Annotated in this window: 33 protein-coding genes; 21 read left to right on the plus strand and 12 right to left on the minus strand. The window is 38.6% G+C overall.

The genetic code is table 11. The features are described 5' to 3' along the window. Positions 1-123: 123 nt before the first annotated feature. A complete protein-coding gene (gene tnpB, locus RE409_RS03405; protein WP_309558537.1) occupies positions 124-1,344 on the minus strand; it encodes an IS200/IS605 family element RNA-guided endonuclease TnpB in 1,221 nt (406 codons plus the stop codon). 270 nt (positions 1,345-1,614) lie between these two features. Beyond that, positions 1,615-2,562, minus strand: a complete 948-nt coding sequence (locus RE409_RS03410) for a glycine-rich domain-containing protein (protein WP_309558539.1) — start codon at positions 2,560-2,562, stop codon at positions 1,615-1,617. A gap of 264 nt (positions 2,563-2,826) precedes the next feature. Between RE409_RS03410 and RE409_RS03415 the strand changes: the two genes are divergently transcribed. The 6 genes from RE409_RS03415 to RE409_RS03440 all read left to right on the plus strand — a co-directional run bounded on the left by RE409_RS03415 (position 2,827) and on the right by RE409_RS03440 (position 7,335). Then, positions 2,827-2,994, plus strand: a complete 168-nt coding sequence (locus tag RE409_RS03415; protein WP_309558541.1) for a hypothetical protein — start codon at positions 2,827-2,829, stop codon at positions 2,992-2,994. Positions 2,995-3,225: 231 nt separating this feature from the next. Next, on the plus strand, positions 3,226-3,456 hold the full coding sequence (locus RE409_RS03420) for an excisionase family DNA-binding protein (protein ID WP_098174491.1): 231 nt from the start codon (positions 3,226-3,228) through the stop codon (positions 3,454-3,456). A 235-nt stretch (positions 3,457-3,691) separates the two neighbouring features. Beyond that, positions 3,692-4,711: an AI-2E family transporter gene (locus RE409_RS03425; protein ID WP_309558543.1), complete on the plus strand. Its 1,020-nt coding sequence runs from the start codon at positions 3,692-3,694 to the stop codon at positions 4,709-4,711. Between the two features lie 348 nt (positions 4,712-5,059). After that, positions 5,060-5,881 (plus strand): basic amino acid ABC transporter substrate-binding protein, encoded by an 822-nt coding sequence (locus tag RE409_RS03430; RefSeq protein WP_053344464.1) that lies wholly within the window; start codon positions 5,060-5,062, stop codon positions 5,879-5,881. 78 nt (positions 5,882-5,959) lie between these two features. Then, positions 5,960-6,616 (plus strand): amino acid ABC transporter permease, encoded by a 657-nt coding sequence (locus RE409_RS03435; protein WP_201182840.1) that lies wholly within the window; start codon positions 5,960-5,962, stop codon positions 6,614-6,616. Then, entirely contained in the window at positions 6,613-7,335 is a 723-nt protein-coding gene (locus RE409_RS03440) for an amino acid ABC transporter ATP-binding protein (RefSeq protein WP_056522225.1), read from the plus strand. Before RE409_RS03435 ends, RE409_RS03440 begins: the two co-directional genes overlap by 4 nt. Before the next feature lie 65 nt (positions 7,336-7,400). Here RE409_RS03440 and RE409_RS03445 read toward each other — a convergent pair whose 3' ends face one another. The 4 genes from RE409_RS03445 to RE409_RS03460 form a co-directional block, all read right to left on the minus strand. Further along, positions 7,401-7,772 carry a hypothetical protein gene (locus RE409_RS03445; RefSeq protein WP_201182838.1) on the minus strand — a complete coding sequence of 124 codons (372 nt, stop codon included), beginning with the start codon at positions 7,770-7,772 and terminating at the stop codon, positions 7,401-7,403. Between the two features lie 167 nt (positions 7,773-7,939). Then, positions 7,940-8,824: a cidABC operon transcriptional activator CidR gene (cidR, locus tag RE409_RS03450; RefSeq protein WP_201182836.1), complete on the minus strand. Its 885-nt coding sequence runs from the start codon at positions 8,822-8,824 to the stop codon at positions 7,940-7,942. Between the two features lie 22 nt (positions 8,825-8,846). Beyond that, entirely contained in the window at positions 8,847-8,990 is a 144-nt protein-coding gene (locus RE409_RS03455) for a hypothetical protein (RefSeq protein WP_309558544.1), read from the minus strand. An 18-nt stretch (positions 8,991-9,008) separates the two neighbouring features. Continuing rightward, positions 9,009-9,434, minus strand: coding sequence for a universal stress protein (locus RE409_RS03460; protein ID WP_309558545.1), 426 nt, complete (start codon positions 9,432-9,434; stop codon positions 9,009-9,011). A 164-nt stretch (positions 9,435-9,598) separates the two neighbouring features. Here RE409_RS03460 and RE409_RS03465 point away from each other — a divergent pair, with 164 nt between their 5' ends. The 5 genes from RE409_RS03465 (at position 9,599) to RE409_RS03485 (ending at position 15,032) form a co-directional block, all read left to right on the plus strand. After that, positions 9,599-9,979 carry a MerR family transcriptional regulator gene (locus RE409_RS03465; RefSeq protein WP_053344470.1) on the plus strand — a complete coding sequence of 127 codons (381 nt, stop codon included), beginning with the start codon at positions 9,599-9,601 and terminating at the stop codon, positions 9,977-9,979. 121 nt (positions 9,980-10,100) lie between these two features. Next, positions 10,101-10,868: a 3-hydroxyacyl-CoA dehydrogenase gene (locus tag RE409_RS03470; protein WP_201182834.1), complete on the plus strand. Its 768-nt coding sequence runs from the start codon at positions 10,101-10,103 to the stop codon at positions 10,866-10,868. A gap of 116 nt (positions 10,869-10,984) precedes the next feature. Then, the gene (locus tag RE409_RS03475) at positions 10,985-12,130 is read left to right on the plus strand and encodes an acyl-CoA dehydrogenase family protein (RefSeq protein ID WP_309558546.1); all 1,146 of its coding nucleotides are present in this window, start codon (positions 10,985-10,987) and stop codon (positions 12,128-12,130) included. 28 nt (positions 12,131-12,158) lie between these two features. Then, complete coding sequence (locus RE409_RS03480) at positions 12,159-13,310, plus strand: thiolase family protein (protein ID WP_201182832.1); 1,152 nt, start codon at positions 12,159-12,161, stop codon at positions 13,308-13,310. Between the two features lie 132 nt (positions 13,311-13,442). Continuing rightward, a complete protein-coding gene (locus RE409_RS03485; protein WP_309558547.1) occupies positions 13,443-15,032 on the plus strand; it encodes a fatty acid--CoA ligase in 1,590 nt (529 codons plus the stop codon). Between the two features lie 322 nt (positions 15,033-15,354). Here the strand turns inward: RE409_RS03485 and RE409_RS03490 are convergent, their stop codons facing one another. The 3 genes from RE409_RS03490 to RE409_RS03500 form a co-directional block, all read right to left on the minus strand. Next, complete coding sequence (locus RE409_RS03490) at positions 15,355-15,531, minus strand: YfhD family protein (RefSeq protein ID WP_201182828.1); 177 nt, start codon at positions 15,529-15,531, stop codon at positions 15,355-15,357. Positions 15,532-15,645: 114 nt separating this feature from the next. Beyond that, positions 15,646-15,768, minus strand: a complete 123-nt coding sequence (locus RE409_RS03495) for a YfhE family protein (RefSeq protein ID WP_082527457.1) — start codon at positions 15,766-15,768, stop codon at positions 15,646-15,648. A 53-nt stretch (positions 15,769-15,821) separates the two neighbouring features. After that, on the minus strand, positions 15,822-16,742 hold the full coding sequence (locus RE409_RS03500; protein ID WP_057217250.1) for a TIGR01777 family oxidoreductase: 921 nt from the start codon (positions 16,740-16,742) through the stop codon (positions 15,822-15,824). A gap of 127 nt (positions 16,743-16,869) precedes the next feature. Here RE409_RS03500 and recX point away from each other — a divergent pair, with 127 nt between their 5' ends. Together recX and RE409_RS03510 are read left to right on the plus strand one after the other, a co-directional pair. After that, complete coding sequence (gene recX, locus RE409_RS03505; protein WP_201222133.1) at positions 16,870-17,667, plus strand: recombination regulator RecX; 798 nt, start codon at positions 16,870-16,872, stop codon at positions 17,665-17,667. A 75-nt stretch (positions 17,668-17,742) separates the two neighbouring features. After that, the gene (locus RE409_RS03510; RefSeq protein ID WP_053344476.1) at positions 17,743-18,054 is read left to right on the plus strand and encodes a YfhH family protein; all 312 of its coding nucleotides are present in this window, start codon (positions 17,743-17,745) and stop codon (positions 18,052-18,054) included. 47 nt (positions 18,055-18,101) lie between these two features. Here RE409_RS03510 and RE409_RS03515 read toward each other — a convergent pair whose 3' ends face one another. Further along, positions 18,102-18,257: a small, acid-soluble spore protein K gene (locus RE409_RS03515; protein ID WP_034305387.1), complete on the minus strand. Its 156-nt coding sequence runs from the start codon at positions 18,255-18,257 to the stop codon at positions 18,102-18,104. 113 nt (positions 18,258-18,370) lie between these two features. Here RE409_RS03515 and RE409_RS03520 point away from each other — a divergent pair, with 113 nt between their 5' ends. Continuing rightward, a complete protein-coding gene (locus RE409_RS03520; protein WP_053344478.1) occupies positions 18,371-18,637 on the plus strand; it encodes a YfhJ family protein in 267 nt (88 codons plus the stop codon). A 57-nt stretch (positions 18,638-18,694) separates the two neighbouring features. Here the strand turns inward: RE409_RS03520 and RE409_RS03525 are convergent, their stop codons facing one another. After that, entirely contained in the window at positions 18,695-19,672 is a 978-nt protein-coding gene (locus tag RE409_RS03525) for a metal-dependent hydrolase (RefSeq protein ID WP_309558549.1), read from the minus strand. 206 nt (positions 19,673-19,878) lie between these two features. Here RE409_RS03525 and mutY point away from each other — a divergent pair, with 206 nt between their 5' ends. Then, positions 19,879-20,997: an A/G-specific adenine glycosylase gene (mutY, locus tag RE409_RS03530; protein WP_201222130.1), complete on the plus strand. Its 1,119-nt coding sequence runs from the start codon at positions 19,879-19,881 to the stop codon at positions 20,995-20,997. A gap of 116 nt (positions 20,998-21,113) precedes the next feature. Beyond that, positions 21,114-21,377, plus strand: coding sequence for a hypothetical protein (locus tag RE409_RS03535; RefSeq protein WP_201182820.1), 264 nt, complete (start codon positions 21,114-21,116; stop codon positions 21,375-21,377). A 116-nt stretch (positions 21,378-21,493) separates the two neighbouring features. Here RE409_RS03535 and RE409_RS03540 read toward each other — a convergent pair whose 3' ends face one another. Beyond that, positions 21,494-21,718: a hypothetical protein gene (locus tag RE409_RS03540; RefSeq protein ID WP_053344482.1), complete on the minus strand. Its 225-nt coding sequence runs from the start codon at positions 21,716-21,718 to the stop codon at positions 21,494-21,496. 60 nt (positions 21,719-21,778) lie between these two features. On the opposite strand from RE409_RS03540, the gene fabL reads away from it, so the two are divergent. The 5 genes from fabL (at position 21,779) to RE409_RS03565 (ending at position 26,245) form a co-directional block, all read left to right on the plus strand. Next, positions 21,779-22,528 carry an enoyl-[acyl-carrier-protein] reductase FabL gene (fabL, locus tag RE409_RS03545; RefSeq protein ID WP_309558550.1) on the plus strand — a complete coding sequence of 250 codons (750 nt, stop codon included), beginning with the start codon at positions 21,779-21,781 and terminating at the stop codon, positions 22,526-22,528. A gap of 82 nt (positions 22,529-22,610) precedes the next feature. After that, complete coding sequence (locus tag RE409_RS03550) at positions 22,611-22,889, plus strand: gamma-type small acid-soluble spore protein (protein ID WP_201182816.1); 279 nt, start codon at positions 22,611-22,613, stop codon at positions 22,887-22,889. Between the two features lie 169 nt (positions 22,890-23,058). After that, complete coding sequence (locus RE409_RS03555) at positions 23,059-23,313, plus strand: YgaB family protein (protein WP_053344485.1); 255 nt, start codon at positions 23,059-23,061, stop codon at positions 23,311-23,313. A gap of 233 nt (positions 23,314-23,546) precedes the next feature. Beyond that, positions 23,547-24,077: a nucleoside tri-diphosphate phosphatase gene (locus RE409_RS03560; protein ID WP_201182812.1), complete on the plus strand. Its 531-nt coding sequence runs from the start codon at positions 23,547-23,549 to the stop codon at positions 24,075-24,077. A gap of 422 nt (positions 24,078-24,499) precedes the next feature. Then, positions 24,500-26,245: an ABC transporter ATP-binding protein gene (locus RE409_RS03565; RefSeq protein WP_201222128.1), complete on the plus strand. Its 1,746-nt coding sequence runs from the start codon at positions 24,500-24,502 to the stop codon at positions 26,243-26,245. Positions 26,246-26,355: the final 110 nt, after the last annotated feature.

Raw genomic sequence — 26,355 nt, forward strand, 5'->3', positions numbered from 1 at the left:
ATCTCTAATACAGCAAACTATAAATTTCTTTTCACTTCACAAAAGGGTTCTTGTACATTGAACTACCCACCACTTATCGACCTTATGGTCTGATTGAAGTGGGGGATTCCTAAGAACATTAGCCTATCGGCCAATTTTTAATTCGGCTACTCCCGTAGTTCCTACGGTTAGAAGCCTTATGGCTTCATTCATTAGATTGAGTCCTGCGTTAATATCTCGATCGTGGTGAGTAGAACAAAAAGGACAATCCCATTCACGAAGATTCAGATGTTTAACGTCTTTATTTTGGTAACCGCAGCTAGAACACAATTGGCTAGAAGCAAACGTTTTAGATACGGTCACGATTTGTTTACCATACCATTTTGCTTTGTATTCCAACATTTTTTTGAATTGGTACCAAGATACTTCACTAATAGCTTTAGCTAGTTTGTGACTTTTCATCATATTCGACACTTGAAAGTTTTCCATTCCAATAACATCGTGGTTTTTGATGATTTCGGTAGAAACTTTATGTAAGTAATCCATTCGGGCATTTGAAATTTTTTCGTGTAGGATAGCCACTTTTCGTTTTTGTTTTTGATAGTTTTTGGCTTCAGTCAATGGCTTATTTTGATTCAAGGCTATTTCTTGTCGCCTTGAAAGAATCCGTTGTGCTTTGGACAATTTCTTTTCAACCGTCCGGAAGAATTTTGGGTTTTGATAGACCGTACCATCTGAAAGAATAGCAAAATTCTTCAAACCAACATCTACACCGCACGAACGATTCGTTTTAGAAAGTACTTGTACATTGGTTTCCGCTAAAACGGAAATGAAATATTTACCCGAAGGGTTCCGCCTGATTGTGGCATTGATGATTCGCTCTTCGACTTCGCGGCTTTTAGCAAAACGATAGACCGAGTTTTGGCAATTTGATTTTGTTTCCAACAATCCAATATTCCCATTCGTATGTTTAGTTGTATAGGACTGTATAGGATTCTTTTTCGATTTGAAGCGTGGTGCCTTGTTTTGCTTTTTATAATATCGACTATATGAATCTGCTAAATTTTCCACCGATTTCTGTAAGGCGATACTGTCTACTTCTTTCAGGAAAGAATACTCTTTCTTTAAATCTGGAAGTTCTTTGATTGTTGCGTATTTATTCAAAAAAGAACCTTTCCATTCATTAGAGGATAATTGGCCGTTCTGCTTCATTTCTTCACAAATATACCAGTAGGCATCTTTCTCCTTTTGTGTGCCTAAAAAGAAGTTATAGACAAAACGGGAGCAGCCAATCGTTTTATTGATTAGAACTAGCTGTTCCTTAGTTGGATAGATTCGAAATTTATAAGCTTTGTTTACGACCATTGGTTTCCCCCCCTCTTATAGTTATTATTAACCAAGGAACATACGTTTGTAAAAAGATTACTTTGGCTTATGCCAACCGACCATTCATCTCCCCCTTACCGTTTGGCTCTCGCCCTTCACACGCTTGAAGAGGGAGTCTTCTGGCGGGAAATGATAAAAAGTGCCTTCGATTGAGGCCTTATATACTGCTAATTCAACTTGTAAAAACACTTGGATATCTGTCCAAGTGCTTAATTTTTCTCTACATATCGGAACTATATAACAAAAATTTCATGACGAGCACGAGCTGCACGAAGAACAGCTAGAAGAAGAATCAGAACCAGAACTAGAACTCGAACCACCGTCATAGGTGCTGCTATGATCTCCACCATGATTAACATTGATTGAGTCAGAGGAGGTAGTGGCTGCTTTCACCCCGAAAATATCATTAAAGTCTGTATCATGATTATCGGAACTGGCATAGATGAAGTAGGCAGGAGCAGCATAGTCTGTTTGATCGTATCTTTCTCGCCAATCCAATACTATTTTCGGACGATTCTCTTTAAAAAGGGAGGTGAAACATTCAAAGGTCTGTTCCGCTTCTATACTTGTAGGAGTGCGCATATATTTCTCCTTTAACTGTTCCAACTCCAGCGTTTCGAATTCATGGAGCAATCCTTTTCCTTTATCATACTTGAAAAATTTCCCCCATTTTTGAATCGAACTTGAATCAACCGTAAACAGTTGTACATAGTAAAAATCAAACAGCGTGCGTTCTTCAGGTTTAAAAACAGGCTGTGAGTGGGGATTATGCTGAATGGGTTGGCCAATGAATGTCTGGCAAAAATCATCATATTCCTGTTTGTAATTCAGCATGATATGCCATAGCTCATCGATGACCCCATTAAACATTTCAACTTTGCCAAACACAGCAGCCATAATCAAGTAGCGTTTAAATTCGCGCCACAGCTCATTAACCCTTTCCTGTGAGTTTCGGGGATACTTCAGCCGGAATTCTGTATTGACCTTTTCCATATAATCGTAATCCAGTGCTTTGTTAAGCTGTACGATTAATGCTTCTGGTACAATTTCGGTTACTTCCACGTCCAAAGTGTCCGTATATAATTTACCAAATTCATTTTGATACCGCTCTATTCTAGCTGGCTCACTTCGCCGTTTCACAACAATGACTAGAAGGACAGCGAAAATTGCCGCAAGTATTACATAAAATAAGGTCATTTGGTCAACTCCTCTTAATCTATAGATCTATCACTTAGTATTATCTTACATGTTATTGGAAGGGTTTGTAAGTTATTACTGTGATTTGTTTTTGAGATAGCCATTTATTCATAGGTTGAATTTTTCTGAGACTGAGGTTTAGACATCGTCCTTTCACCCCTTTACATACTTGCGTGAAGCAGGGAAACTGACCCAAATTCAAGTAAGGGTTAATAAATCGATAAACAAAAGACTGGAACAAAAGTATCGGATTGGACCACATGGTTGGATGGAGATAAAAAATATCAAATTACTCCAATAACAGCAACCGTAAAAGATCTAACCGCCATAGAAACCCCAACCTTCGTAAAAACGAGTTCTTGCCAATTCGTTTTAGGTAAAATCGAGGCAAAGGTAAAAATGAGGGTTAAAGCAGGGTACAAAGTACTTTAAAAAGCGACCGAGGATATAAAAAAGAAACGGATAAAGTGGCGTTAAAAACAAAAGAAAACTCTAAGCTATCTGTCGGTGCAATCGATAAAACTGGAAATGCAAAAACGGTAAAAGTCACTTTGTAATAAGTTAATGGCCTCTCAAATTGAGAAGGCCCATGTATTTGTATGGATTAGGCACTTCAAATGAAGACTCTTATCTAGTATAGTTAAGAGGAAAAGGGGTGAAGGCATGTACTTGACAGTAAAAGAGACTGCGGAATATTTATCAATGCCGGAATCTTATATAGAAAGCATGATTGTTCAAAATAAAATTCGCACCGTCTATGATGGTGAGCAGTATTTAATTTTTAAAGAGCAGTTTAATACGCATCTGGAACAGATGGAAAAATATAAGAAGCAATTAGCGGACTATTATAGTGAACCCATCCCAGAAGATATCGATGTGAAAGATGAAGATTAGCATCTGCCTTATTGGCAGATGTTTTTTAAAAATATAGATCTAAATCGTCGTTGAAGTCAGTGGATGTTCTAAAAAAGTGAGTCTAGAATAATAATCTAACCTCCTAATAAGACTTACTGATCATTCAAATAATTTTGTCTTCAATGGAAGGTAATTGTAGTAGAATCCCTCAATTCCGTGTAAAATACATGTAGAAGGAATTATCACGGCAGAATGGTAGTTAGGAGATAGGTAAGTGGTAAAAGAGTATTTACAAAGTGAAGGTTTTTCAAGGTTAATTACATTAATAGTGTTAGTCCTGTTTCTAATAAGCATTGGAAGTATGGTTAATATTGTATTATTCACATTTGTTTTCACTTTCCTAATGGGAAGGCTGGAACAATTTATCATGATTCGACTAAATAAAGTGATGCGTATTAACTCTAAAGTTGTCATAAGCTTTTTATATATAGTCGTCATTTCTTGTTTAGCCATCGTTCTTTATAAATATTTGCCGGTCATTACGTTGCAATTTACAGAATTAGTAACACAGATTGTTTTTTTCTTTCAACATCCACCCGATAGTCGGGTCATTCAATACGCCATTAGTTTAATGAACGAGACTGAATCGCCGCTCGATCTTCAAAAACAGATGAATACGCTCTATCTTTATGTATCTGATTTCGGTAAACTGGCATTACAGATTTTCCTTTCCATACTGCTTAGTCTGTTTTTCTTATTGGAAAGAGATAAAATTATTCGCTTTACTTCTAAATTTAAGCGAGGTAAATTCAAATCCTTCTTTATAAACCTTGGTCACTTTGGAGTAAAATTTATCAATTCATTTGGAAAGGTAATTGAGGTCCAGTTCTTAATTGCCATTACGAATGCAGTCCTTTCAGTAACTTTCTTATGGATTCTTGGGTTTCCACAGTTGATCGGTCTTGGAATTATGATTTTCTTCCTAGGGTTGATTCCAGTTGCAGGAGTTATTATCTCCCTAATTCCACTTAGCATGATTGCCTACAGTATCGGCGGTATGCCAAAGGTTATTGCTGTATTTGTTATGATTGGGATTATACATGCACTTGAAAGCTATATTTTAAATCCAAAATTCATGTCGGCAAAAACAAATCTGCCAACGTTCTTCACCTTCATCATTCTTCTGTTTTCCGAGCATTTTCTTGGGATATGGGGTTTGATCATTGGGATTCCGATCTTTATCTTCCTATTAGATATGTTAGATATTGAAGAGGGGATTAAAGAAGTGCCCTAAATAAAATTTAAGTAAGCAGCGACCAAGCTAATGAGGTTGCTGCTTATTTTTGTTTCCTATTTAAAATCTGGCTAATAGTTCTAATATCTGTTTTCAATATAATTTCAATAATTACTTAATAAATGAGGAAATGTCTGCCGTCTTTATAATTAAAGCCTATTTAACTTCTTGGTTTTTTGAGTTAATTGGATAAAATTTTATTTTACTAAAGTTATTTACGGACTTTTTATTGCATAAAAAAACAAATAAACGTATAATATTTTTAAGTGAAAATACTGAATATTCTTTCTAATTTGATTTGTTTGCGTTCTTTAAAAGAGAGTTTACAAGAGAGAAGAGGGGATTATTTTGAAAAAAGTTTCGTTTTTAATGTTTGCCATGGTAGTTTCTTTGTTACTGATTATGACTGGATGCGGGAAAGAAAAGGAAGTAACGACAACTAGCGAAAAAGAAGAAGCAAATGGGAAAACACTTAGGATCGTGACGGATGCAGCATATGCTCCATTTGAATATCTAGAAGGCGATAAAGTTGTTGGATTCGATGTTGATTTTATCAATGCTGTTGCAAAAGAAGCCGGTTATAAAGTGAAAGTTGAGCATGTTGGCTGGGATCCGATTTTTGTGGAAATCGAGTCTAAAAGAGCGGATGTAGGGATATCTGCAATTACAGTAAATGATGAGAGAAAACAATCGTATGATTTTTCGGTGCCTTATTTCTTATCCACAAACAAAATCTTAGTTCCTGAGAAAAGTGATATAAAATCAGGGAAAGAATTGAAAGGAAAGGTTATTGCTGTTCAAACAGCTACAACTGGACAGGAAGCAGTCGAGTCACTTCTTGGGAAAAATCATAAAGACATCAAAAAATTCGAAAATAATAACCTGGCCATTCAGGAATTATTACAAGGCGGAGCTGAAGCGGTAGTAGCGGACAATACCGTTGTTGAAGAATATGTGAAAAATAACCCTGACCAAAAGCTGAAAGTTGTTGAAGATAGCAGCAGTTTTGATCAGGAATTTTATGGTCTTATGTTCCCAAAAGGTAGCGAGTTGAAAGCTGATTTTGATAAAGCCGTCAATGCTATTTATGAGAATGGAAAGTACGCAGAAATCTATAAAGAATGGTTCGGCACAGAACCAGATGTTGAAACGTTAAAAGCACAGCAATAAAACAAATTAATAATAAAAAATTGCGTAACTTTACGTGTGAAGTTACGCAGTTTTTTTGGTCTTTAGGGGGGGAACAGAATGAATTTTCGCTGGGACATTATTTTTGAATATGCTCCTTTCTTATTAAAGGGAACGATACTCACAATTGGGCTATCGGTTTCCTCTATTCTCATCGGAACTTTTTTAGGGTTACTGATAGGTTTAGGGAAAATAATGAGAAACAAGGTGCTCGCATTTCCATTTTACTGTTATGTCACGGTTTTTCGTGGAACTCCGCTATTAGTTCAGATTTTTTTAATCCATTTTGGTATTGTGCCCCTTTTTACTGGGAAGACGAACGCAATCACAGCGGGAGTCATTGCTTTGTCTTTAAATGCAGCGGCTTATATTGCGGAAATATTCCGTGCAGGAATTCAATCCATTGATAAAGGACAAATGGAAGGGGCTCGTTCTTTGGGAATGACCCATACTCAAACAATGATTCATGTTGTCTTACCTCAAGCATTCAAACGTATGATCCCTCCGTTAGGAAATGAATTCATCGTATTATTAAAAGATTCCTCCCTCCTTTGTGTCATTGCAGCCCCCGAATTAATGTATTGGGGAAAAGCGATGGGGGGGCAGTACTTTAAAGTTTGGGAGCCGTATTTGGCTTGTGCCTTTATCTATCTATTCCTGACCCTTATTTTAAGTTTCGTATTAAATAGACTCGAAAGCAGGTTGAAAACAGAATGATTAAGGTCGAGAATTTAAAAAAGTCATTTGGAGATAACGAGGTATTAAAGAATATCAATGCAATCGTTGCCCCACAGGAGGTAGTTGTGGTGATTGGGCCTTCAGGGTCTGGTAAATCTACTTTTCTCAGGTGTATTAATCAACTTGAAACGATAACGGGAGGACATATTTTCATAGAGGGGCTTGATACGACAGATAAGAAGGTCAATATCAATAAAGTACGCACTGAGGTTGGCATGGTATTTCAGCATTTTAACTTATTTCCGCATAAAACAGTTATTGATAACATTATGCTTGCGCCGCTAAAGGTTCGTAAAGTTTCCAAAGAACAGGCATCTCAAAGAGGCATGGAACTACTTAAGAAAGTAGGACTTGCTGAGAAAGCGAACGCCTATCCGGATTCATTATCGGGTGGACAAAAGCAACGTGTGGCAATCGCAAGGGCATTGGCAATGGAACCCAAAATCATGTTGTTTGATGAACCGACTTCTGCTCTAGACCCGGAAATGGTCGGTGAAGTGCTTGAGGTTATGAAGCAATTGGCTAAAGAAGGTATGACAATGGTGGTAGTGACCCATGAGATGGGGTTTGCTAAAGAAGTTGGTGATCGTGTGATTTTCATGGACGAGGGCTTTATTATCGAAGAAAATATTCCAAGTGAGATCTTTGATAATCCGCAGCAGGAAAGAACTAAAGCCTTTTTGAGCAAAGTGCTCTAATATTAGAATAAGAAAAAAAACCTTCCGTAAATCGGAGGTTTTTTTTGGGAACATATCAGGGGGTGTTATTTAATGTATGATGAGCCTAAAAGTGATTCAGGGCTTTTACCGAGCACTAGCATACTGATTTTAGCATATCCAATATTTTCATTTTGGGAGAAGGTTTGTTGTAAAACCTGGATATTAGGATCATCCTTTAACTTTTGAACTTCCTCTATATATAAGTGGATAACGGAGGGCATAACGAATTCAGGGGTGTATTCGTTATGGTTTTCATCCATGATTAGTGTGCCCATAAATTGATATTTAAATTGAAAAGCTCGTGTTAAGGCAACGACATGGAGTAGTTTATTAAATAATTCGGGGTATGAATATTTAATTTTCTCCAAAGCTTCTTCGGTTGCTTGTAACTCATCGACACTAGATAAAGTGATCATAAATATCTCCTTTCTGAAAATATAGATTCCATCAGTAATTACAGTGCTTTTTACTCATACCAAGTCTAACTCCGCGGTTAAGTATTGTAAAATGGTTAGATGTTATCATGAGCATAACTTAAATCTATGATAGTGCTTACATGTCTAATGCTTTACTATCGAGGTAGTTAATCTTTATGAGTTAACGCTTCTCTTGTATATTTTAGCCATTCTTTTGCCGCATATGAAAGGTATTGATCCTTACTCCAAATGAATCCTAAGTTCCAACTAATGGAAGGGTTTTTGACCTTAATGGACTTGATGCGTTTATCATGGCGGCATAAACTTTCCGGTAAAAGAGCGATTCCAAGATTACAGTAAACCATTTCCTCTATAAAATCCCAACGTGAGCTTTCTGTGACAATGTGTGGAGAATAACCAGCTTCTTTACAGGACGAAATTATGAGATCACGCAAGACATAATCTTTATTAAATAAGATAAAAGACTCGTCTTCAAGGTCGGCCAAATCAATCTCTTCCCGACAAGCAAGTGGGTGGGAGGGGGGCACAATCAAGTTAATGTCTTCTTCTAAAAAGGCAAAATGATGAAAAAGTACGGTGTTAGTTGGCAGGACTATTACGCCAATGTCGAGTAAGTCATTTTGAACAGATTCTTCAATTTTCTTTGAGCCATCCTCTACTAATTGAAAGGTAATATTAGGATAATCCTCATGAAAACGGCTAAGAATTCGGGGGAAGAAGGAGGCGTCAATAATCGGCGGTAATCCGATTCGTATATGTCCCTTTTTCAAGCCTAATAAATTGTCCATTTCTGTTTCTAAATTATGAAATGCTTTATCAATTAATTTTGCCTGCTCTAATACAACCCTTCCGGCATCAGTCAGAATCAGTTGTTTACGGGAACGATCAAAAAGTTCAACACCGAGCTCAGTCTCCAAGTTTTTGATCATCTTACTGATGGTCGGCTGAGTAATGAATAAATGATCCGCTGCCCGAGTAAAGCTGTTGAAATTGGTAACCTCTATAAAGTATTGTAAATGCTTAATATCCATCACTTCACCTGCTTATCCTCTTTTAAATTTCTTTCATTTTACCTGTTAACAGAAGGGTTTGTAAAACATGAAAAGCTTTGTTGGTAAGATTTCCTCTTTGTTTCGTGAGCGTATAAAAAAGCTGGGCTCCAAATAAGAGCCCAGCTTCTTCTAATTGGTTAGTCATAGGGTTGTCGCAAATTGTTTATTTAACTAATAAGACAGGTACCGGAGAATTCTGGACGATATAGTGGCTGACGCTTCCTAGGAATTCCTTGAATCCACTTAAGCCTCTGCTGCCCATTATGATAAGGTCGCAATTTTGAGATTTCGCATGTTCCAACAAAGTAGTGATAGCTGAACCTTCTACGACAAAAGACTGAGATGCATTAGGAATTTCGGATAACAGTGCATCCGCTTTTTCGATAACTTCGTTGCCATACTTAAGCATGACTTCTTCAATTTCTTGAAAAGCATTGCCATATATATTTGGATGGATTGGAAGTGTAACAGCGTGAAGTACCTGAATTTCAATAGCAGGATCCAGCTTCGCTAATTCAATCGCTTTTTCTAAAGATTTACGTGCCAATTCAGATTCATCATAAGCAACTAATATTCTTGAGCAGAGCATAATTAATCCGTCCCTTCATTTAAAAAGAATATACCCATAGTATATCAGTTTATAACTTTCATTCAGTTTTATATATTTAAAATTTTGTGAATATTTATTGAAGTTTACGTTAACGTCAATGTTAAGATAAGGTAAATAATCCCTTTGCAAAGTGTGGTTTTAACATGTACACCATTTCTGAGTTAGCAAAAGAATTTGATTTGACAACAAGAACACTACGATATTATGAGGAACTAGGTATGCTAAGGCCAAAGCGGACCGAAACCGGAAAAAGAGTATATGGAAAGAAAGAACATGCTCAACTTAAAATCATTATGCGTGGCAAGAAGTATGGCTTTTCTTTAGTTGAAATAAAGGATATTGTTCTGCTATTTGATAAGGACAGGACGGGTATTAAGCAATTGGAGAAAACAATTGATACAGCTGGACAGAAATTAAATGAAATAAATGAACGTATTAAAGAGCTTGATGAATTGAAGCAGGATTTTGAACAGGTGATTAAAGGTTTTACCGAAACACTTCATAGCTTAAAAAGTAAACAGTGAGTCAGGCATTCCAAGCAGCAAAACCATCAGAATAAAAATACTTCAAAGTATTATTGAAATGAGTTTTGACGATAGGTAAAGATGAATATATATTCTAGACGAAAACAAATGAGGTGAAGATTTGGATATTCAAGAAACTATTGCAGTAGTGACAGGTGGGGCTTCAGGTCTGGGAGCGGCCACTGTAAGAAACATCATTAAAAAAGGTGGAAAAGCCGTTATCTTTGACCTCTCAGAAGAAAATGGCGTCAAAATGGTCGAGGAATTAGGAGATTCAGTCATATTTATTAAAACAGATGTGACAAGTGAAGAAAGTGTACTAGAAGCGTTGGATCAGGGAATTGAAAAATTTGGATCAATTAACACAATTGTCAATTGTGCTGGCATTGCGATTGCTGAAAAGGTCATTGGAAGAAAAGGTACGCATGAATTGAAAGCGTTCTCAAAAGTAGTGACGGTTAACTTGGTCGGTACATTTAATGTAATTCGTCTTGCGGCTGAAAAAATGGTCAATAACCAAGCAAACGAAGAGGGGGAGCGTGGTGTCATTATCAACACAGCGTCGGTAGCTGCATTTGAAGGACAAATCGGACAAGCGGCATATAGTGCCTCAAAGAGTGGGATTGTCGGTATGACTCTTCCGATTGCAAGGGAGCTTGCTTCCAAAGGGATACGTGTCGTATCGATTGCACCGGGGTTATTTCATACACCGATGTTTGATTCATTACCTGAAGAAGCGAGGGCGTCATTAGGGAAAACCGTGCCATTTCCATCAAGGCTCGGATATCCGGAAGAGTACGCTAAACTTACGGAAAGCATTATTACGAATCCTATGCTGAATGGAGAAACGATTCGGTTGGACGGGGCCATTCGAATGTCACCTAGATAAGATAGGTTCAAACCCTTCCGGGGAATTTTAAATAATTGATTAGAAAACTAAAGTGTATTTTTTATAAAAAGGAAAAGGTTGATACGAAAAAGCTAATGATAGAGGAGATAATGCAGATGGAACATCCATACTTAAGTGAAGATCACGAGATTTTCCGTAAATCATTACGCAAGTTTTTAGAGAAAGAAGCGGTTCCCTATTATGAACAATGGGAAGAAGACCGTATTATTCCTCGTTCGTTTTGGGGGAAAATGGGGGAGCAAGGCTTTTTATGTCCGGATCTTGGAGAAGAGTATGGGGGTTCTGAAGTAGATTGGGGCTTTGCGGTCATAATTAATGAAGAACTAGAAAGAGTGGGTTCAGGTTTCATAGGCTTCGGGCTCCATAGCGATATTACGGTTCCGTATATTTCCGCATACGGAATTGAGGAGCAGAAACAGCGCTGGCTCCCTAAATGCACGACAGGGGAAATCATTACAGCCATCGCCATGACAGAGCCGGGAACAGGTTCGGATTTGGCCAATATTAAAACGACTGCGATTTTGGATGGAGATCATTACATACTAAACGGCCAAAAAACATTCATCACAAATGGGATTCATTCGGACCTGGTCATCGTGGCTTGTAAAACAGATCCAAATGCTGTTCCGAAGCATAAAGGCGTCAGTTTAGTCGTGGTCGAAAGAGATACTCCGGGATTCACCAGGGGACGAAAACTGAAGAAGCTTGGTTTGCATTGTCAGGATACAGCAGAACTTATCTTTGAAGATTGTCGTGTACCAAAGGAAAACTTGCTAGGTGAAGAAGGCAAAGGGTTTAAGTATTTAATGGAGAAATTGCAGCAGGAACGTCTTGTCGTAGCAATTTGTGCCCAAACCGCATCCGAGGATATGCTAGCGGATACGATTGAGTACGTCAAAAGCAGGGAAGCGTTCGGGAAATCAGTGAGTCAGTTCCAGAACACTCAATTTAAAATCGCAGAAATGGCCACTGAAATTAAAATGGGCCGAGTTTTCCTGGATCAATTGATTGCTAATCATATGGCGGGTGAACAGGTGGTCACAGAAGTATCGATGGCTAAATGGCGTTTGACAGAGACTGCCCGGAAAATATCCAATGAATGCATGCAGCTTCATGGGGGCTATGGTTATATGGAAGAATACAAGATTGCTAGAAGGTACCGTGATGTGCCGGTAGCAAGCATCTATGCGGGTACAAATGAAATCATGAAGAAAATCATAGCAAAGAGCCTTGGACTTTAAAAAACAAAATGAGAAGGGGAGAGATTACATGCGGGAAGTGGTAATTGTTGAGGGAATTCGTACTCCGGTTGGCAGAAGAAACGGTGTCCTAAAGGATGTTCGCCCAGATGATTTAGCAGGTGAAGTATTAAAGAGGCTGGTTGAAATAGCAGGCATTGATCATGCCATCATCGATGATGTCATTTTAGGCTGTGTTTCGCAGGCTGGGGAGCAAGCCGGAGATATTGCTCGGATTGCTGCTCTGATTGCCGGCTATCCGATTGAAGTGCCAGGTACGACAATTGACCGACAATGCGGATCGAGTCAGCAGGCTGTCCATTTCGCTTCCCAAGCCATTTTGTCAGGAGATATGGATGTGGTCGTAGCAGGAGGAGTAGAAAACATGTCTCGTGTCCCAATGGGTTCAAATTATCAAGGAGCTGAAACAAGTCAAAAGTATTTAGACAGCTACGAGGTAATCAACCAAGGTATATCGGCTGAAAGAATCGCAGAAAAGTGGGGAATCACCCGTGAGGAATGTGATCAGTTTTCTGTTGAAAGCCATGAGAGGGCAATACGTGCTCAAAAGGAAGGCTATTTCGACCGTGAAATAATCACAGTTACAGGTACAGATAAATTAGGAAATCATATTGAAGTTACCGAAGACGAAGGACCAAGGGGGGGAACTACGGTAGAAGTCCTTTCAGGGTTGAAGGCAGTTTTTAAAGAAGAAGGATTAATACATGCCGGGAACTCAAGCCAAATAAGTGACGGTGCTGCAGCTTTACTATTAATGGAGCGTAGTAAAGCAGAAGAGCTTGGATTGAAACCACGCTTTAAAGTACATACACGGGTTGTTGTCGGATCAGATCCTACCTTAATGTTGACAGGTCCAATTCCTGCCACTCAAAAAGCATTGGAAAAAGCAGGTCTTTCCATTGATGATATCGATGTCTTTGAAGTTAATGAAGCCTTTGCTCCTGTACCGCTTGCCTGGTTAAAAGAAACAGGGGCCGACCCTAAGAAGCTAAATCCAAATGGAGGAGCGATTGCCTTAGGACACCCTCTTGGCGGCAGTGGTGCCCGTTTAATGGTTTCGATGATCCATGAATTAGAAAGAAGAGGCGGCCGATATGGATTACAAACAATGTGTGAAGGTCACGGAATGGCGAATGCTACCATTATTGAAAGAATAGATTGAGACGGTATTTTCTCGTGAATAACATTAGAAATTCACACGAAAGTAAAGGCTGAAAAAGTGATAAAGCCGACCATCAGGAGCATGACGTGAAATCATCCTGCTGATAGTGGGTTTACTTGAGGAGGAAATGATATGTCAGTAACGATTAAAAATATCTTTGATCAGACGGTTCAAAAATTCCCCATTAAAGAAGCTATCTACGACGTGAGAAGAAATATCCGCTATACCTACATTCAATGGAATGAGCAGGTGAATAGGTTGGCGGCGGCTCTCCAAGCAGAAGGTGTCCAAAAAGGGGACCGGGTCTCTACCTATCTTTATAATAATGAAGAACTTGCCACCGCATTCTTTGCCTGTGCAAAAATCGGTGCGGTCTTTAATCCAATCAACTTTCGCTTAATGGCAGAAGAGCTTGCATTCATCTTAAGTGATGCGGCGCCAAAGGTCGTTTTATTTGAAGGTGAATTGGAATCGACTGTGGCAGCTGTTGAAAAACGCTTCCCTGAAATAGCATTCTGGTATATTGATGAGAATGTGCCTCGCTTTGCCGAAGGATACCGCCAAAAAATGGTCAGTACATCTTCTAAGCCTGTTGATGTAGACATTCACGAGAATGATGTCTATGCCATTATGTATACAAGCGGGACGACAGGACGGCCAAAAGGAGTAATTCACCTTCATAAAGATATAGTCGAGCAGGCTATGATTTTATCAGAGGCGATGAAGTATGAAAGCAGTGATATCGGTTTGATTACCGCGCCAATGTTTCATTGTGCGGAATTGCACTGTTCATTTTTACCGCGCGTGCAGGTTGGTGCAACGAATGTAGTTCTTCATCAGTTCAATCCTAAAAAGGTACTAGAACTGTTTGAATCCGAAGGGATTACCAAACTGTTTGCGGCCCCAACGATGTGGAATATGCTTATTCAGGAAAATCTGAATGATTATAAATTTCAAAGTTTGAAGCTGGGACTATATGGAGCCGCTCCAATGGCGCCTACGCTTGTACTTGCTTGTCAGGAAAAACTGGGCATTCAATTTATCCAAGCATATGGAATGACGGAAATGGGTCCGGCCATCACTCTACTATTAGAGGATGATCAAATAAGTAAAGCTGGCTCTGCCGGCCAAGCGTGCCGCGATCATGAAATCGTCATTGCCCGTCCAAATGACGAAGGCCCATCGGATCCCGATGATGCACTCGAACCCGGAGAAATCGGGGAAATTCTTGTAAAAGGCCCTTGCATCATGAAAGGGTACTTTCAAAGAGATGGAGAGACAGAGAGAGCACTTTACAGAGGCTGGTACCATTCCGGGGATATAGGTTTCCTTGATGAAGATGGATATTTGTGGGTCAAGGATCGTGTGGATGACATGATTATCTCTGGTGGCGAAAATGTGTATCCACGTGAAGTGGAAGACACACTTTATGAGCATCAAGGAGTACTCGACTGTGCAGTAATTGGTCAGCCTGATGATAAATGGGGAGAAACGGTAACGGCCTTTGTAGTGGCTAAAGATCCGTTGTTGACGGAAAATGATCTAGAAGACTGGTGTAAGAACAGCGATACACTTGCTAACTATAAACGTCCAAGAAGATATATCTTCTGTAAAGAGTTACCTCGAAACGCAAGTGGGAAAATTCAAAAATTCATGCTCCGTAAACAGTTGGAAGAAACTGTGGCTGAATACCAAAAGGTGGGGAAACCTCCTTTGTTTTAAGCAGAATGGCTTTTTTAGTTGAGTTAGTAAAATGAAAATAAATAATCCAGTCAAATCATTTTAGGATAATGCTTTTTTATGTAAGAAAAAGAAAAGTTATCCACAAATGAAATGCAGTTGAATCAATGAGATCTTAGGGTTATCCACACTATCCACATAGTTATCCAGAAATTACATTATTTACATGTTGATACCGCGAGGCAAACACCTATTATTTGTCAGTATTTTCAGAAAATATCCACAATATACACAGGGGTGTGGATAAGACGGTGTCAGTAAGCTAATTTAAGGGGCTGACTAACAGCCCCCTAAGGTGTAAAAGTTATAATTTGCGGTTATGGGCACGGCGATTAGCCGCATTGGATCGCGCTTGTGCTTCAATATCTTGTTGGTCAGCCAGTTCTGAAGAATATTCGACATCAAGTCCGTCACTTTTTAGGTTTTTAGGAACTTGTGGAAGTTTTTGAACGTTATTGTCTCGATTATTATTGCGTCCCATATCAGCGCCCCCTTAGAGTAAAGAAATAAATAAGCTAGCGATGATTTCCTTAATCATCGCTAGCTTATTTTATGCTGAATGGTAGATCAAAATGTACGGGAAAATACTCCAAACTTAACGGCGAGATTTCTTCTCGTTAAATCCACCTGCTCGGTCTGCATTTTTAAATTCTCGAGAATAAAGAATTGCTTGCGTGCTCGTTAAGGTACTTTTTTCTTTTTCCTGTTTTTTGGGCAATTAGATCATCTCCATTTCACTTGATATCCCTATTTTTTCCTAAAAAGTTTCATTCATACATGAGAATTTTCTTTTAAGATATTGTGTAAAGCCGTATTAAGGGTTGGAAAAGTGAACGTGAATTCTTCCTCTGCAAGTTTATTAGGAAGGACTTTTTGGCCTTCTAGCACAAGTATGCTCATTTCACCGAGCATGGTTTTTAGCATGAAGGGAGGAACAGGTAACCAATGAGGCCGGTGCATGATAGTACCAATTTCTTTTCCGAATTTATCCATTTGAACCGGGTTAGGTGCTGTGAAATTGACTGGACCTTGAATGTGTTGATTGTTCATACAAAAAACAATTGCACGGGCGACGTCGTGAATATGAATCCAGGAAAGCCACTGACTTCCTTTGCCCATTTTTCCTCCGCCGAAAAGTTTATAAGGAAGAACCATCATTGGCAGTGCACCTTCTTTTTCCCCTAGAATCACACCAAACCTTGTAAGGACAACTCGCTTACTGTATGAGCGGGATTTGGTTGCTTCTTTTTCCCATAGCTTAACTGTACGGGCCAAGAAATCATCACCGATGGAATCAGAGGTTTCGGTAAAGGTCTCATGATCAGAGATACCATAAAAACCCACTGCACTTGCATTGATAATGACAGAAACTTTATCGGGAAGCTTAGAAAGAATCCGGTTCATTTCTTTGGAAGCTTCAACTCTGCTTTCGACAATCCGGCGTTTTCGTTCCGGGGTCCAACGCCCACTGTTTAAAGACTCACCGGCAAGGTTAACGAACACATCAAGGCCTTCTAAATTTTGTTCAGGGCTTGAGTCTGGGGTCAGCCAGCCGATATATTGGAGATTTTCCCGTCTTTTATATTTGTCAGGATGACGTGTCAATATATATAAATCATGATTTTCTTTTAATAATTCATCGATAAGGGCTGTGCCGACAAAACCGCTTCCACCAGCAATGGCTATTTTCATGAAAACCACTTCCTTTTTCCTGTCTTTTATTCACTTTAACATGCCCTTGTTCTTTTTTCATTTTTAGACATGCTATATATAGAAAAGGTACTCGTAAAGGGGTAAAGTAGGGATGGGGGTGGATTTTATGCCAAACATAACAAAAATAACAACCCAAAAAAAACGTAAAGATCGTTATAACATATTTGTTGATGAAAAATATGCGTTTAGTGTGGACGAAGAAGTTTTATTGAAATTTCACTTGAAAAAGGGTACTGCACTTGATGATCTGCTTCTTGCTGAAATACAATTCCATGATGAAATTCAAAAGGCATTTACGGATGCTCTTAATTATTTATCATACCGCATGCGTTCAGAATCGGAAATTCGCCTTTATTTAAGAAAGAAGGAAATAGAAGAACCGATTATAAAGGAAGCGATACATAAGCTATACAGCTTTAACTATTTAGATGATCTTGAATTTTCCAAGGCTTACGTGCGGACCCATGTAAACGGAGGCAATAAAGGGCCTACTACCCTTAAGATGGAACTGAAGGAAAAAGGAATACAAGAAAAGCTAGTTGTGGAGGCTTTGAAGGAATACCCCTATGATATTCAAATTGAGCATGCGAAAAAGCTTGCGGGAAAATCGGTGAAAAAAGAAAAAAATATCTCGGAACGAGCTTTAAGGCAGAAGCTTGAACAGACATTGACACGAAAAGGTTTTCCAAGAGATGTCATTCTCGAGGCACTTGAGGATGTGACGGTAGAAAAGGATGAAGATGAACAATGGGATTCGCTATGTCATCATGCAGAAAAGACGCAGCGCCGCTATAAAAACTATGAAGGCTTCGAATATGAACAAAAGATGAAGCAGGCATTATACCGAAAAGGTTTTCCAATAGAATTAATTGACCGATATCTTTCCAATTCAGATATGGAATAAGTACATCGATAGCCAAATCGCAAAATTTTGTTTAATATAGAAGTAAATTAATATTTAATTTAAGGAGCCATATATATGAGCGACGTAAGATACAGCAAGTTGTCGGCCTATGAACTACAACAGGAAATTGCAGCGTTAACCGAAAAAGCGAGAAAAGCTGAGCAATTAGGGATGGTTAACGAATTCTCTGTGTTGGAACGCAAAGTAACTATGGCCAAAGCCTATCTGTTAAATCCGGATGATTTTAAAAAAGGTGAAATTTATCAAATTGAAGGCGATCCGGGAGTCTATTTCAAAATTGATTATATGAATGGTGTATTCGCCTGGGGATACCGTTTGGGTGGAAGCGGGAAGGAAGAAGCACTGCCGATTTCGATGTTGAGATAATAAGATTGAAGGAACCGGGAGGACCCGATTCCTTCTGAATATTGTTTCTAATTCGATCGCTCGTTTGATGCTTTCATACGTTCTTGAGGGTGTGTGTTAATGCTGCCATCCGCACGCTTTGAAGCATATCTCGCTTTTGCACGAGGCTCACCTTGAAATTTATTATTGTTTTGGTTGGGGAATCCTTTTTGTTTATTTCGCAAGTTTTTCTCCTCCAAACATCAGAATTAAGAAAACAGCGTTTCCGCTTACTACTAGTATGGGTAAAGAACAGTATAGTTCAGTCTGTAAAAATATTGGCAATGAGGTGGTTCTAATGAATGATTACCATGAAAGATTAACCAAGATCCTGCTTGAGAAAAATGATCACATCACGTATGAGCAAGCTTTAACTTGGGTGGAATTATTATGGGAAGATTTCGAAGCGACCTATGCAAAAGCTGGGCATGAGTATGCTGGCGAAGAAATGACGTCACGTGTTGTCCAGACCTGGATTGATAATTACGGTGAACAATTCCACGAATTCATTGCGAAAAATCCTAAATATAAGCATTTATTAAATCAACAGAATCGACTGCATTAAAAAAGCTGATTCCAGCGGGTTTCCCCTGGAATCAGCCTTTTTTAAATCTGCCTAGACCTACAAAATAATATTCAATTTCTTCTGCAGTTTCGCTTCACTAAAGATCCAACCGGTATACGAATTCAAGATATTTAGGTCGCTGTCTAAATGGACGACTGCTACAAAGGGGTAATACCCATTGCTTCGGTATCTTAAATCAATAAAACGGACTTCGTAATAGTCCTTAATTTGTTCAATTTCAAAGCGGTAAACAGGGGAAAAAGACAGAAAGGCAGCCAAATTGATATCAAGCTTGGCGGCTTCGAGAATTTTGCTTTCAGGCAATGGAATTCGATCAAATGTATCAAGAATCGTCACATAACCATTATCAGCTCTCGCTACATAATAATGCTTTTCGGTAATCACGGCTATTTTCCAGCGATGAAAACGCATGGTTGGTGATAAAATAATTTTTCTTGCTCCCGGAATTTGCTGCTTAACAGCTCTTTTAATGAAAGCCTGTTCCCTGAACCTAGAGATATAATAGATCACGAGCATCCCGTAAATAGAGAGAAATAAATAGCCGGGAGGAAATCCATACCCCCACAATATCAAGCCGGCAACATGGATTCCAAAAATGAACGGGTCAAATGTATTGATGACCCCTAGAGCTACCCAATTGGAAGAAATAGGCCTTAGCGCCTGTGTTCCATAGGCATTAAAGATATCGACAAAAACATGAAGAAATACGGCTAAAAAGGTCCAAAGCCAAAGATGAAGGTAATTTGCTTCAGGTATGAAGGCGAAAAGTGCACCGCTGATAATCAAGGGCCAAAGTAATACAGCGGGAATCGAATGTGTAATTCCACGGTGATTTCGTATATATACAGCGTTATTTCGTAATTTTAAAACGGTGTCAATGTCAGGAGCTTGTGATCCTAATATCGTACCTGCAATGACTGCACTTGCAGTAACTGGACTTTGCGCAATAACAGGATCTAATGTGGCAAGTCCTCCAAGAGCAATTCCCATGACAAAGTGAGTACCTGTATCCAAAAGTCTAACCTCCCTGCCACAATTTGAAAAAAAGATCTTCCTTAATCATACCGTATTTATATATTATCCATCAAATGAATATATTTTTGACTTATTTTTGTGACCTATTACAATAAAATAAATATGAACATGATAAAAAAAAAAGAATGCCTACTATTATGTATTCCCATTTTTAATAAAAGTGTAACATCTTTGGAGGAACTGAAATGAAAGAAATAAATATCCCAACAATAGAAAAAATAAATATCGAGGCGTTTCAAAAAGATTTAGTTTCCTGGTTTCTCGAAGAACAAAGAGAATTGCCATGGAGGGAAAGCAAGGATCCGTACCGTGTTTGGGTTTCAGAAATTATGCTTCAGCAAACGCGAGTGGATACGGTCATTCCTTATTTTAACCGGTTTATAGACTGGTTTCCGACACTTGAGGATTTTGCCAATGCCGATGAAGAAAAAATATTAAAAGCATGGGAAGGACTCGGTTACTATTCGCGGGTCAGGAACCTGCATAGTGCTGTTCAAGAGGTAAAGGCGTCATATAATGGTGTTGTACCAGACAGTCCCGAGGAAATTTCTAAGTTAAAAGGTGTTGGTCCTTATACAGCTGGAGCGATTCTGAGCATAGCCTATGGCAAGCCGGAGCCTGCTGTGGATGGGAACGTCATGCGTGTACTATCAAGGATATTAATGATTTATGAAGATATTGCAAAGCCAAAGACGCGAAAGACATTTGAAGCTGCTGTTCGTAAGCTGATTGATCACAACCATACATCTGCTTTCAATCAGGCCTTAATGGAACTGGGGGCTTTAATATGCACACCTGGTAAGCCTGCCTGTCTGCTGTGCCCAGTTCAAAGTCACTGTCTTGCCTTTGAGGCAGGGGTTCAGTCAGAACTGCCGGTGAAAATCCAAAAGAAAAAAACGCGTGATGTACCAATTGTGGCTGTGCTATTAACGAATGAAAAAGGTGAATTTTTAATTCACAAGCGAGCATCTGAAGGATTGCTAGCAAACCTTTGGGAATATCCAAACTTCGAAAACCATACATCCCTTCAGCATAAACGGGAATTCTTTGAAAGTCGATTTCAAGAAATGTACGGTGTAAAACCGGAGATTACAGATCCGCTTGTGAAAATTGAACATGTTTTTTCACACCTTGTCTGGAAAGTGGATACGTATACTGGAACGGTCAAAGAAAAAATTAGTGAAGCGACGTTATTAGAGAATCAGCTGAAGTGGGTGAGTAAAACGGAGATGGAGGAGTTCGCGTTTCCGGTTTCACACCAAAAAATGATGAAGGCTTATAACGATAAAGAGGGTATCAATTAAGTTATCGTTTTTTTTATACCCTCCATACAACCAATTTAAATAGAACAAGCAGTGCGTTCCGGATAAGATAGTACATTGTTTTTATGGTAATATAAGGATATGGAGGGGGCATATAAATGAAGGTAGTTTTTCAAGCATTTATTGGTTCAATAATTCTTCATGTGTTTTATTTTGTTAGTACGATGATAGTCGGATCTATAAAAACAAGCCAATATAAACCAGGAATTGAAAACGCATGGGGTCAAGCGGAGACACTTCAAAATGAAGTAGTCTTTGGTAAAGTTATTTCCCCTTCTGTTTACTTGTTATCACTTGTAGGTGTAGCTCTGATTTGCGGAATTATTATATTTTCCTATAAAAAAATCTTTACGGAGAGATAGCTCAATAAATATGAAAAGCCAGCAATGGTTCCTCTCAATAGTTTATACTCAAAAAGAGGATATCCGCTAAGATACCCTCTTCTTTTTCGCTCAATTTTCAATTGTATAAAGTTAAATTAATCGTAGCTTGTTTCTGTTCCATGGGTGTAATTGGCTTCTTGTCTGTTAATTCCGCCTCTATTTTCAATTTCTTTGACGATTTCGGTATGGATACTCTGTCCTTCTTGGTTTAAATAAGGTACCATTTGTTGAAGGGAGTGATGAAAATAGGCAAGTTCACTATTTTCCCAATCCGATTTTTTCATCATCGACAACTCTGTCATATCACGTCCAACATACATAAAAAGTAACACTCCTTTTTTAAAGTGATGGGTGTTTACTCAGAAAGGATGAATAAACAAATGGAACAAAAAGTAGCGCTCGTTACAGGAAGCAGTAAAGGTCTAGGAAGAAGCACAGCATTAAGACTTGCAGAGGAAGGATACGACCTCGTTATTAATTATGCCCGGAGCAAGTCAAAAGCATTAGAGGTAGCTGCTGAAATTGAAGCATTGGGTCGTAAAGCCCTTGTAGTAAAAGCGAATGTCGGTGACGTTGCGAAAGTGAAAAGCATGTTTGAGGAAATCGATGCGTATTATGGACGTTTGGATATCTTCATCAATAATGCTGCATCAGGTGTGCAGCGCCCGTTAATGGAGCTTGAAGAAACCCATTGGAACTGGACAATGGATATCAATACAAAAGCCCTCCTTTTCTGTGCCCAGGAAGCGGCGAAATTGATGGAAAGAAATGGTGGAGGTAAAATTGTAAGTATCAGTTCACTTGGTTCCATCCGCTATTTGAAAAATTACACAGCTGTCGGAGTATCGAAAGCGGCGCTTGAAGCACTGACAAGATATTTAGCTGTTGAACTGGCTTCAATGAATATTTGTGTCAATGCCGTTTCAGGCGGTGTGATTGATACGGATGCGCTAAAATCTTTCCCGAATCGGGATGAAATGCTTGCTGAAGCAGCTGAACAGACTCCGGCTGGACGGATGGTTGAGATAGAAGATATGGTGAGCACCATCCTATTCTTAATTTCCGATGGAGCAAGTATGATTCGCGGACAAACCTTAATTGTTGATGGAGGCATCTCTTTGCTTGTTTAATATAACTGGTAAAATTTAAATGTTTTTAGCCGGATAACACTCCATAATATTGGTTATCTTATTATTTGTGGAGGTGATATTAATGGCTAACAACAATAAATCAAAAGCAGGTACTAACGCCCAACAAGTGAGACAACAAAATGCGCAATCTCAGCAAGGTCAAGGTCAAGGCCAATACGGTACTGAGTTTGCAAGTGAAACAAACGTTCAACAAGTGAAACAACAAAACATGCAATCTCAGCAAAATAAAGGCCAAGGTCAAGGTCAAGGTCAATACGGAACTGAGTTTGCAAGTGAGACAAATGTTCAAGAAGTGAAAAAACAAAACCAAAAATCTCAAAGCAATAAAAGCCAAGGCTAATTGCTGATACGAAAAGGCATCCTTCTTTTGAAGGGTGTCTTTTTATTTTTTTCCCTTCTTTTGTATTCGACAAATGTTTCTTTACGTTTACATTTTATGTCAAAGGAGATATCAGATAAAAATAGAATATACATACTATAGAAAAAATACAGATTAGGATGGTGCAATCATGGAGCAATTTAATCAGCTTATAAACAATCAGTTGAAAACGATGGAAAAGCTTTTACTTTTACAATCTGAAATCGAAAGATGCCAAGATATAGAGAAGCAACTCCTTGATCTGCAAGAGGAGAGTGAAGCAGTTACCATTCAGGAAGAGATTCAACTTAAGAAGCAAGAATTGAAATGTATCCATGATATGTTCGAGAGGCAAACAGAAGAGGTCATTCGTTATTTTCAGCAAGGACAGGCTGCAGTACAATAAATAATTGGCTAATTTCTAAGTAGAAATGAGTGGAAGGTCAGATTTTTTTGGCTTTTTTTCACATTTTTACTGGGGGATTAGCCACTTTTGTTTTAAATTTATGAATAAATCGCTATAATATAGGAATATAGGGTAAATGGAAAAAAGTATATATATTAAATACACACAACAACTGCAAACGGAATAGGGCACAGTACGCTGAAAGGGTGTCTATAGAAAGTAGGGAGAGATAAATGGGGATTGTTCCTGCCGAAGGAGGAAAAATCCAAATTCATAGCTATAAACATAATGGACATATCCATCGTATCTGGGAAGAGACAACCGTTTTAAAAGGAACCCAAAATCTGGTGATAGCGGCAAATGACCGTACTATGGTGACGGAATCAGATGGAAGGACATGGATTACAAGAGAGCCGGCGATTTGCTATTTTCATTCAAAGTATTGGTTTAATGTTATTGGTATGTTGAGAGAGGACGGGGTTTATTACTATTGCAACATCAGTTCTCCGTTCACATGCGACCCAGGAGCATTGAAATACATTGATTATGACCTGGACATCAAAGTATTCCCAGATATGACGTTTAATTTGCTGGATGAGGATGAATATGAAAGGCATCGGAAAGAGATGAATTATCCTGATGCTATCGATCAAATATTAAAACAGAACGTAGATTATTTAATTTATATGATACGCCAGCGAAAAGGACCATTCTCCGCAGAATTTATTGATAGTTGGTATGAACGCTTTTTAACTTATCGATAATAGTAAAAAGGCCTGCTGCTTATCTAGCAGGCTTTTTTTCTATTGTGTATTCCCCAGTACTCTAACAAATCAATGCGACAGATTATACATGTTATTCATCTTATTTTTCTAGAAGTAAGCCCTATTCCTTTAACTGTTGCGGTTTTAAAGTTAAACTTACGAGATGCTGAAATGATTCCCGTTTATAGAAAGCCTCTGAATAATATGTTGTTGAAAAGAATATTTTGGAACTATTCATAAAATATTTGGAAGAGAACGTGAATATGTGAAAGACTAATGATAGCTTAATTTTCTAAAAGGAAAATAAAACTGAAAGTGTATCTTCTGGAATCTTTTACTCGATATTATACAGTATAAACTAATACTAGAGCATTACTATCTTAAATCTTCTTCAAAATTATTTGGAGAAATGGAGGAATCCCGTGGAGAGCATTAAGAGATATTTACAATTTGTTAAGCCGTATAAATGGCAGATTATCGGGACGGTATTGATTGGGCTGTTAAAATTCGCGATTCCACTGTTGATTCCCTTGCTTAGTAAATATATTGTGGATGACATCATCAATAGTGATCTGTCTACTGATATGAAATCCGAACGCCTTTTATGGGCTATGGGAATCATGCTTTTTATCTTTGTAGCGGTAAGACCGCCCATCGAGTATTACCGGCAGTATTTTGCTCAATGGACAGGAACAAAAATCTTATATGATATCCGTAATGATTTATTTACCCATGTACAAAAACTAAGCTTTAAATATTATTCCAACACAAGAGTGGGCGAGGTCATCTCAAGGATGATCACGGATGTGGAACAAACTAAGAACTTTGTTATCACCGGTTTGATGAATCTCTGGCTAGATATCGCTACAATTATTATTGTGATAGTGGTTATGTTCACGATGGACGTAAAGCTAACCATTGTATCCATCATTATGTTGCCATTTTATGCTTTTTCAATCAAACACTTTTTTGGAAAGCTCAGAACCTATACAAGGGTTAGGTCTCAAGCGTTGGCGGATGTGCAGAGTCATCTTCATGAACGTGTTTCAGGCATGTCGGTTATTAAAAGCTTTGCGATTGAAGATCGTGAGCAGGAACTGTTTGCGAAGCAGAATAAAAATTTCCTGGATAAGGCACTGAAACATACGAGTTGGAATGCTAAGTCATTTGCTGTCGTCAATACAATTACAGATATTGCACCCTTACTAGTGATTGGCTTTGCGGGTTATCAAGTCATCAATGAGCAGTTGACGCTAGGTACTATGGTAGCCTTCGTCGGTTTCATAGACAGGCTTTATAATCCTCTCAGACGATTAGTTAACTCTTCGACGACAATGACACAAACATTGGCGTCTATGGACCGGGTTTTTGAATTTGTGGATGAGAAATATGATATAGATGATGAACCGGGTTCAAAAGAGCTGAAGCAGGTAGAAGGCCGAATTACGTTTCAGGATGTGTCATTTGCTTATGATGAGAAAGAGGCACCTGTTTTAAAACATATCAACCTGGATGTGAAACCGGGTGAAACCATTGCACTTGTTGGAATGAGTGGCGGAGGGAAATCCTCAATCGTTAGTTTAATTTCACGTTTCTATGATGTAACAGAGGGAAGCGTATTACTAGATGGAACGGATATCCGGAAATATCAAGTCCGCAGCCTAAGAGATAAAATCGGAATGGTGCTTCAGGATAATATCTTATTTAGTGAATCAGTTAAGGCAAATATCCTAATGGGACGGCCTGAGGCAAGTGATGAAGAAGTATTTGCAGCAGCAAAAGCAGCAAATGCTCATGACTTCATTACGTCTTTAAAAGACGGTTACGAAACTAAAGTGGGTGAGCGGGGCGTGAAATTATCCGGGGGGCAAAAGCAACGGGTTGCCATTGCGAGGGTATTTTTGAAAAACCCGCCTATCCTTGTTCTGGATGAAGCAACATCCGCCTTGGATTTAGAGAGTGAACATTACATCCAAGAAGCGCTTGATATATTAGCGAAAAAACGGACCACGATCATTGTAGCACACCGCTTATCAACCATTACCCATGCCGATCGGATTGTTCATATTGATAATGGGGAAATTACCGAAATCGGAACACATGAGGAACTAATGAAAAAACAAGCGCATTACTATAACCTATTTCAAGTTCAACAATTGGATGCTTAAGAAAAATAGCATATAGGAAATCCTTGTATATATTACGGATTCACTACAGAAGGAATTTTAAATAAAAGAGCAGATCATTTCGCAGTAGTGCAATGGTCTCTTTTTTATTT

The sequence above is a fragment of the Peribacillus sp. R9-11 genome (genome assembly GCF_031345095.1).
GTDB classification, from domain to species: Bacteria; Bacillota; Bacilli; order Bacillales; family DSM-1321; genus Peribacillus; species Peribacillus butanolivorans.

Bases quoted from the DNA above. Each gene is read 5' to 3' on its own strand.
- tnpB (WP_309558537.1), bottom strand. From the start codon at position 1,344: ATGGTCGTAAACAAAGCTTATAAATTTCGAATCTATCCAACTAAGGAA.
- RE409_RS03410 (WP_309558539.1), bottom strand. From the start codon at position 2,562: ATGACCTTATTTTATGTAATACTTGCGGCAATTTTCGCTGTCCTTCTA.
- RE409_RS03420 (WP_098174491.1), top strand. From the start codon at position 3,226: ATGTACTTGACAGTAAAAGAGACTGCGGAATATTTATCAATGCCGGAA.
- RE409_RS03435 (WP_201182840.1), top strand. From the start codon at position 5,960: ATGAATTTTCGCTGGGACATTATTTTTGAATATGCTCCTTTCTTATTA.
- RE409_RS03440 (WP_056522225.1), top strand. From the start codon at position 6,613: ATGATTAAGGTCGAGAATTTAAAAAAGTCATTTGGAGATAACGAGGTA.
- RE409_RS03445 (WP_201182838.1), bottom strand. From the start codon at position 7,772: ATGATCACTTTATCTAGTGTCGATGAGTTACAAGCAACCGAAGAAGCT.
- cidR (WP_201182836.1), bottom strand. From the start codon at position 8,824: ATGGATATTAAGCATTTACAATACTTTATAGAGGTTACCAATTTCAAC.
- RE409_RS03455 (WP_309558544.1), bottom strand. From the start codon at position 8,990: ATGACTAACCAATTAGAAGAAGCTGGGCTCTTATTTGGAGCCCAGCTT.
- RE409_RS03460 (WP_309558545.1), bottom strand. From the start codon at position 9,434: ATGCTCTGCTCAAGAATATTAGTTGCTTATGATGAATCTGAATTGGCA.
- RE409_RS03465 (WP_053344470.1), top strand. From the start codon at position 9,599: ATGTACACCATTTCTGAGTTAGCAAAAGAATTTGATTTGACAACAAGA.
- RE409_RS03475 (WP_309558546.1), top strand. From the start codon at position 10,985: ATGGAACATCCATACTTAAGTGAAGATCACGAGATTTTCCGTAAATCA.
- RE409_RS03480 (WP_201182832.1), top strand. From the start codon at position 12,159: ATGCGGGAAGTGGTAATTGTTGAGGGAATTCGTACTCCGGTTGGCAGA.
- RE409_RS03485 (WP_309558547.1), top strand. From the start codon at position 13,443: ATGTCAGTAACGATTAAAAATATCTTTGATCAGACGGTTCAAAAATTC.
- RE409_RS03490 (WP_201182828.1), bottom strand. From the start codon at position 15,531: ATGGGACGCAATAATAATCGAGACAATAACGTTCAAAAACTTCCACAA.
- RE409_RS03500 (WP_057217250.1), bottom strand. From the start codon at position 16,742: ATGAAAATAGCCATTGCTGGTGGAAGCGGTTTTGTCGGCACAGCCCTT.
- recX (WP_201222133.1), top strand. From the start codon at position 16,870: ATGCCAAACATAACAAAAATAACAACCCAAAAAAAACGTAAAGATCGT.
- RE409_RS03510 (WP_053344476.1), top strand. From the start codon at position 17,743: ATGAGCGACGTAAGATACAGCAAGTTGTCGGCCTATGAACTACAACAG.
- RE409_RS03520 (WP_053344478.1), top strand. From the start codon at position 18,371: ATGAATGATTACCATGAAAGATTAACCAAGATCCTGCTTGAGAAAAAT.
- mutY (WP_201222130.1), top strand. From the start codon at position 19,879: ATGAAAGAAATAAATATCCCAACAATAGAAAAAATAAATATCGAGGCG.
- RE409_RS03535 (WP_201182820.1), top strand. From the start codon at position 21,114: ATGAAGGTAGTTTTTCAAGCATTTATTGGTTCAATAATTCTTCATGTG.
- RE409_RS03540 (WP_053344482.1), bottom strand. From the start codon at position 21,718: ATGTATGTTGGACGTGATATGACAGAGTTGTCGATGATGAAAAAATCG.
- fabL (WP_309558550.1), top strand. From the start codon at position 21,779: ATGGAACAAAAAGTAGCGCTCGTTACAGGAAGCAGTAAAGGTCTAGGA.
- RE409_RS03550 (WP_201182816.1), top strand. From the start codon at position 22,611: ATGGCTAACAACAATAAATCAAAAGCAGGTACTAACGCCCAACAAGTG.
- RE409_RS03555 (WP_053344485.1), top strand. From the start codon at position 23,059: ATGGAGCAATTTAATCAGCTTATAAACAATCAGTTGAAAACGATGGAA.
- RE409_RS03560 (WP_201182812.1), top strand. From the start codon at position 23,547: ATGGGGATTGTTCCTGCCGAAGGAGGAAAAATCCAAATTCATAGCTAT.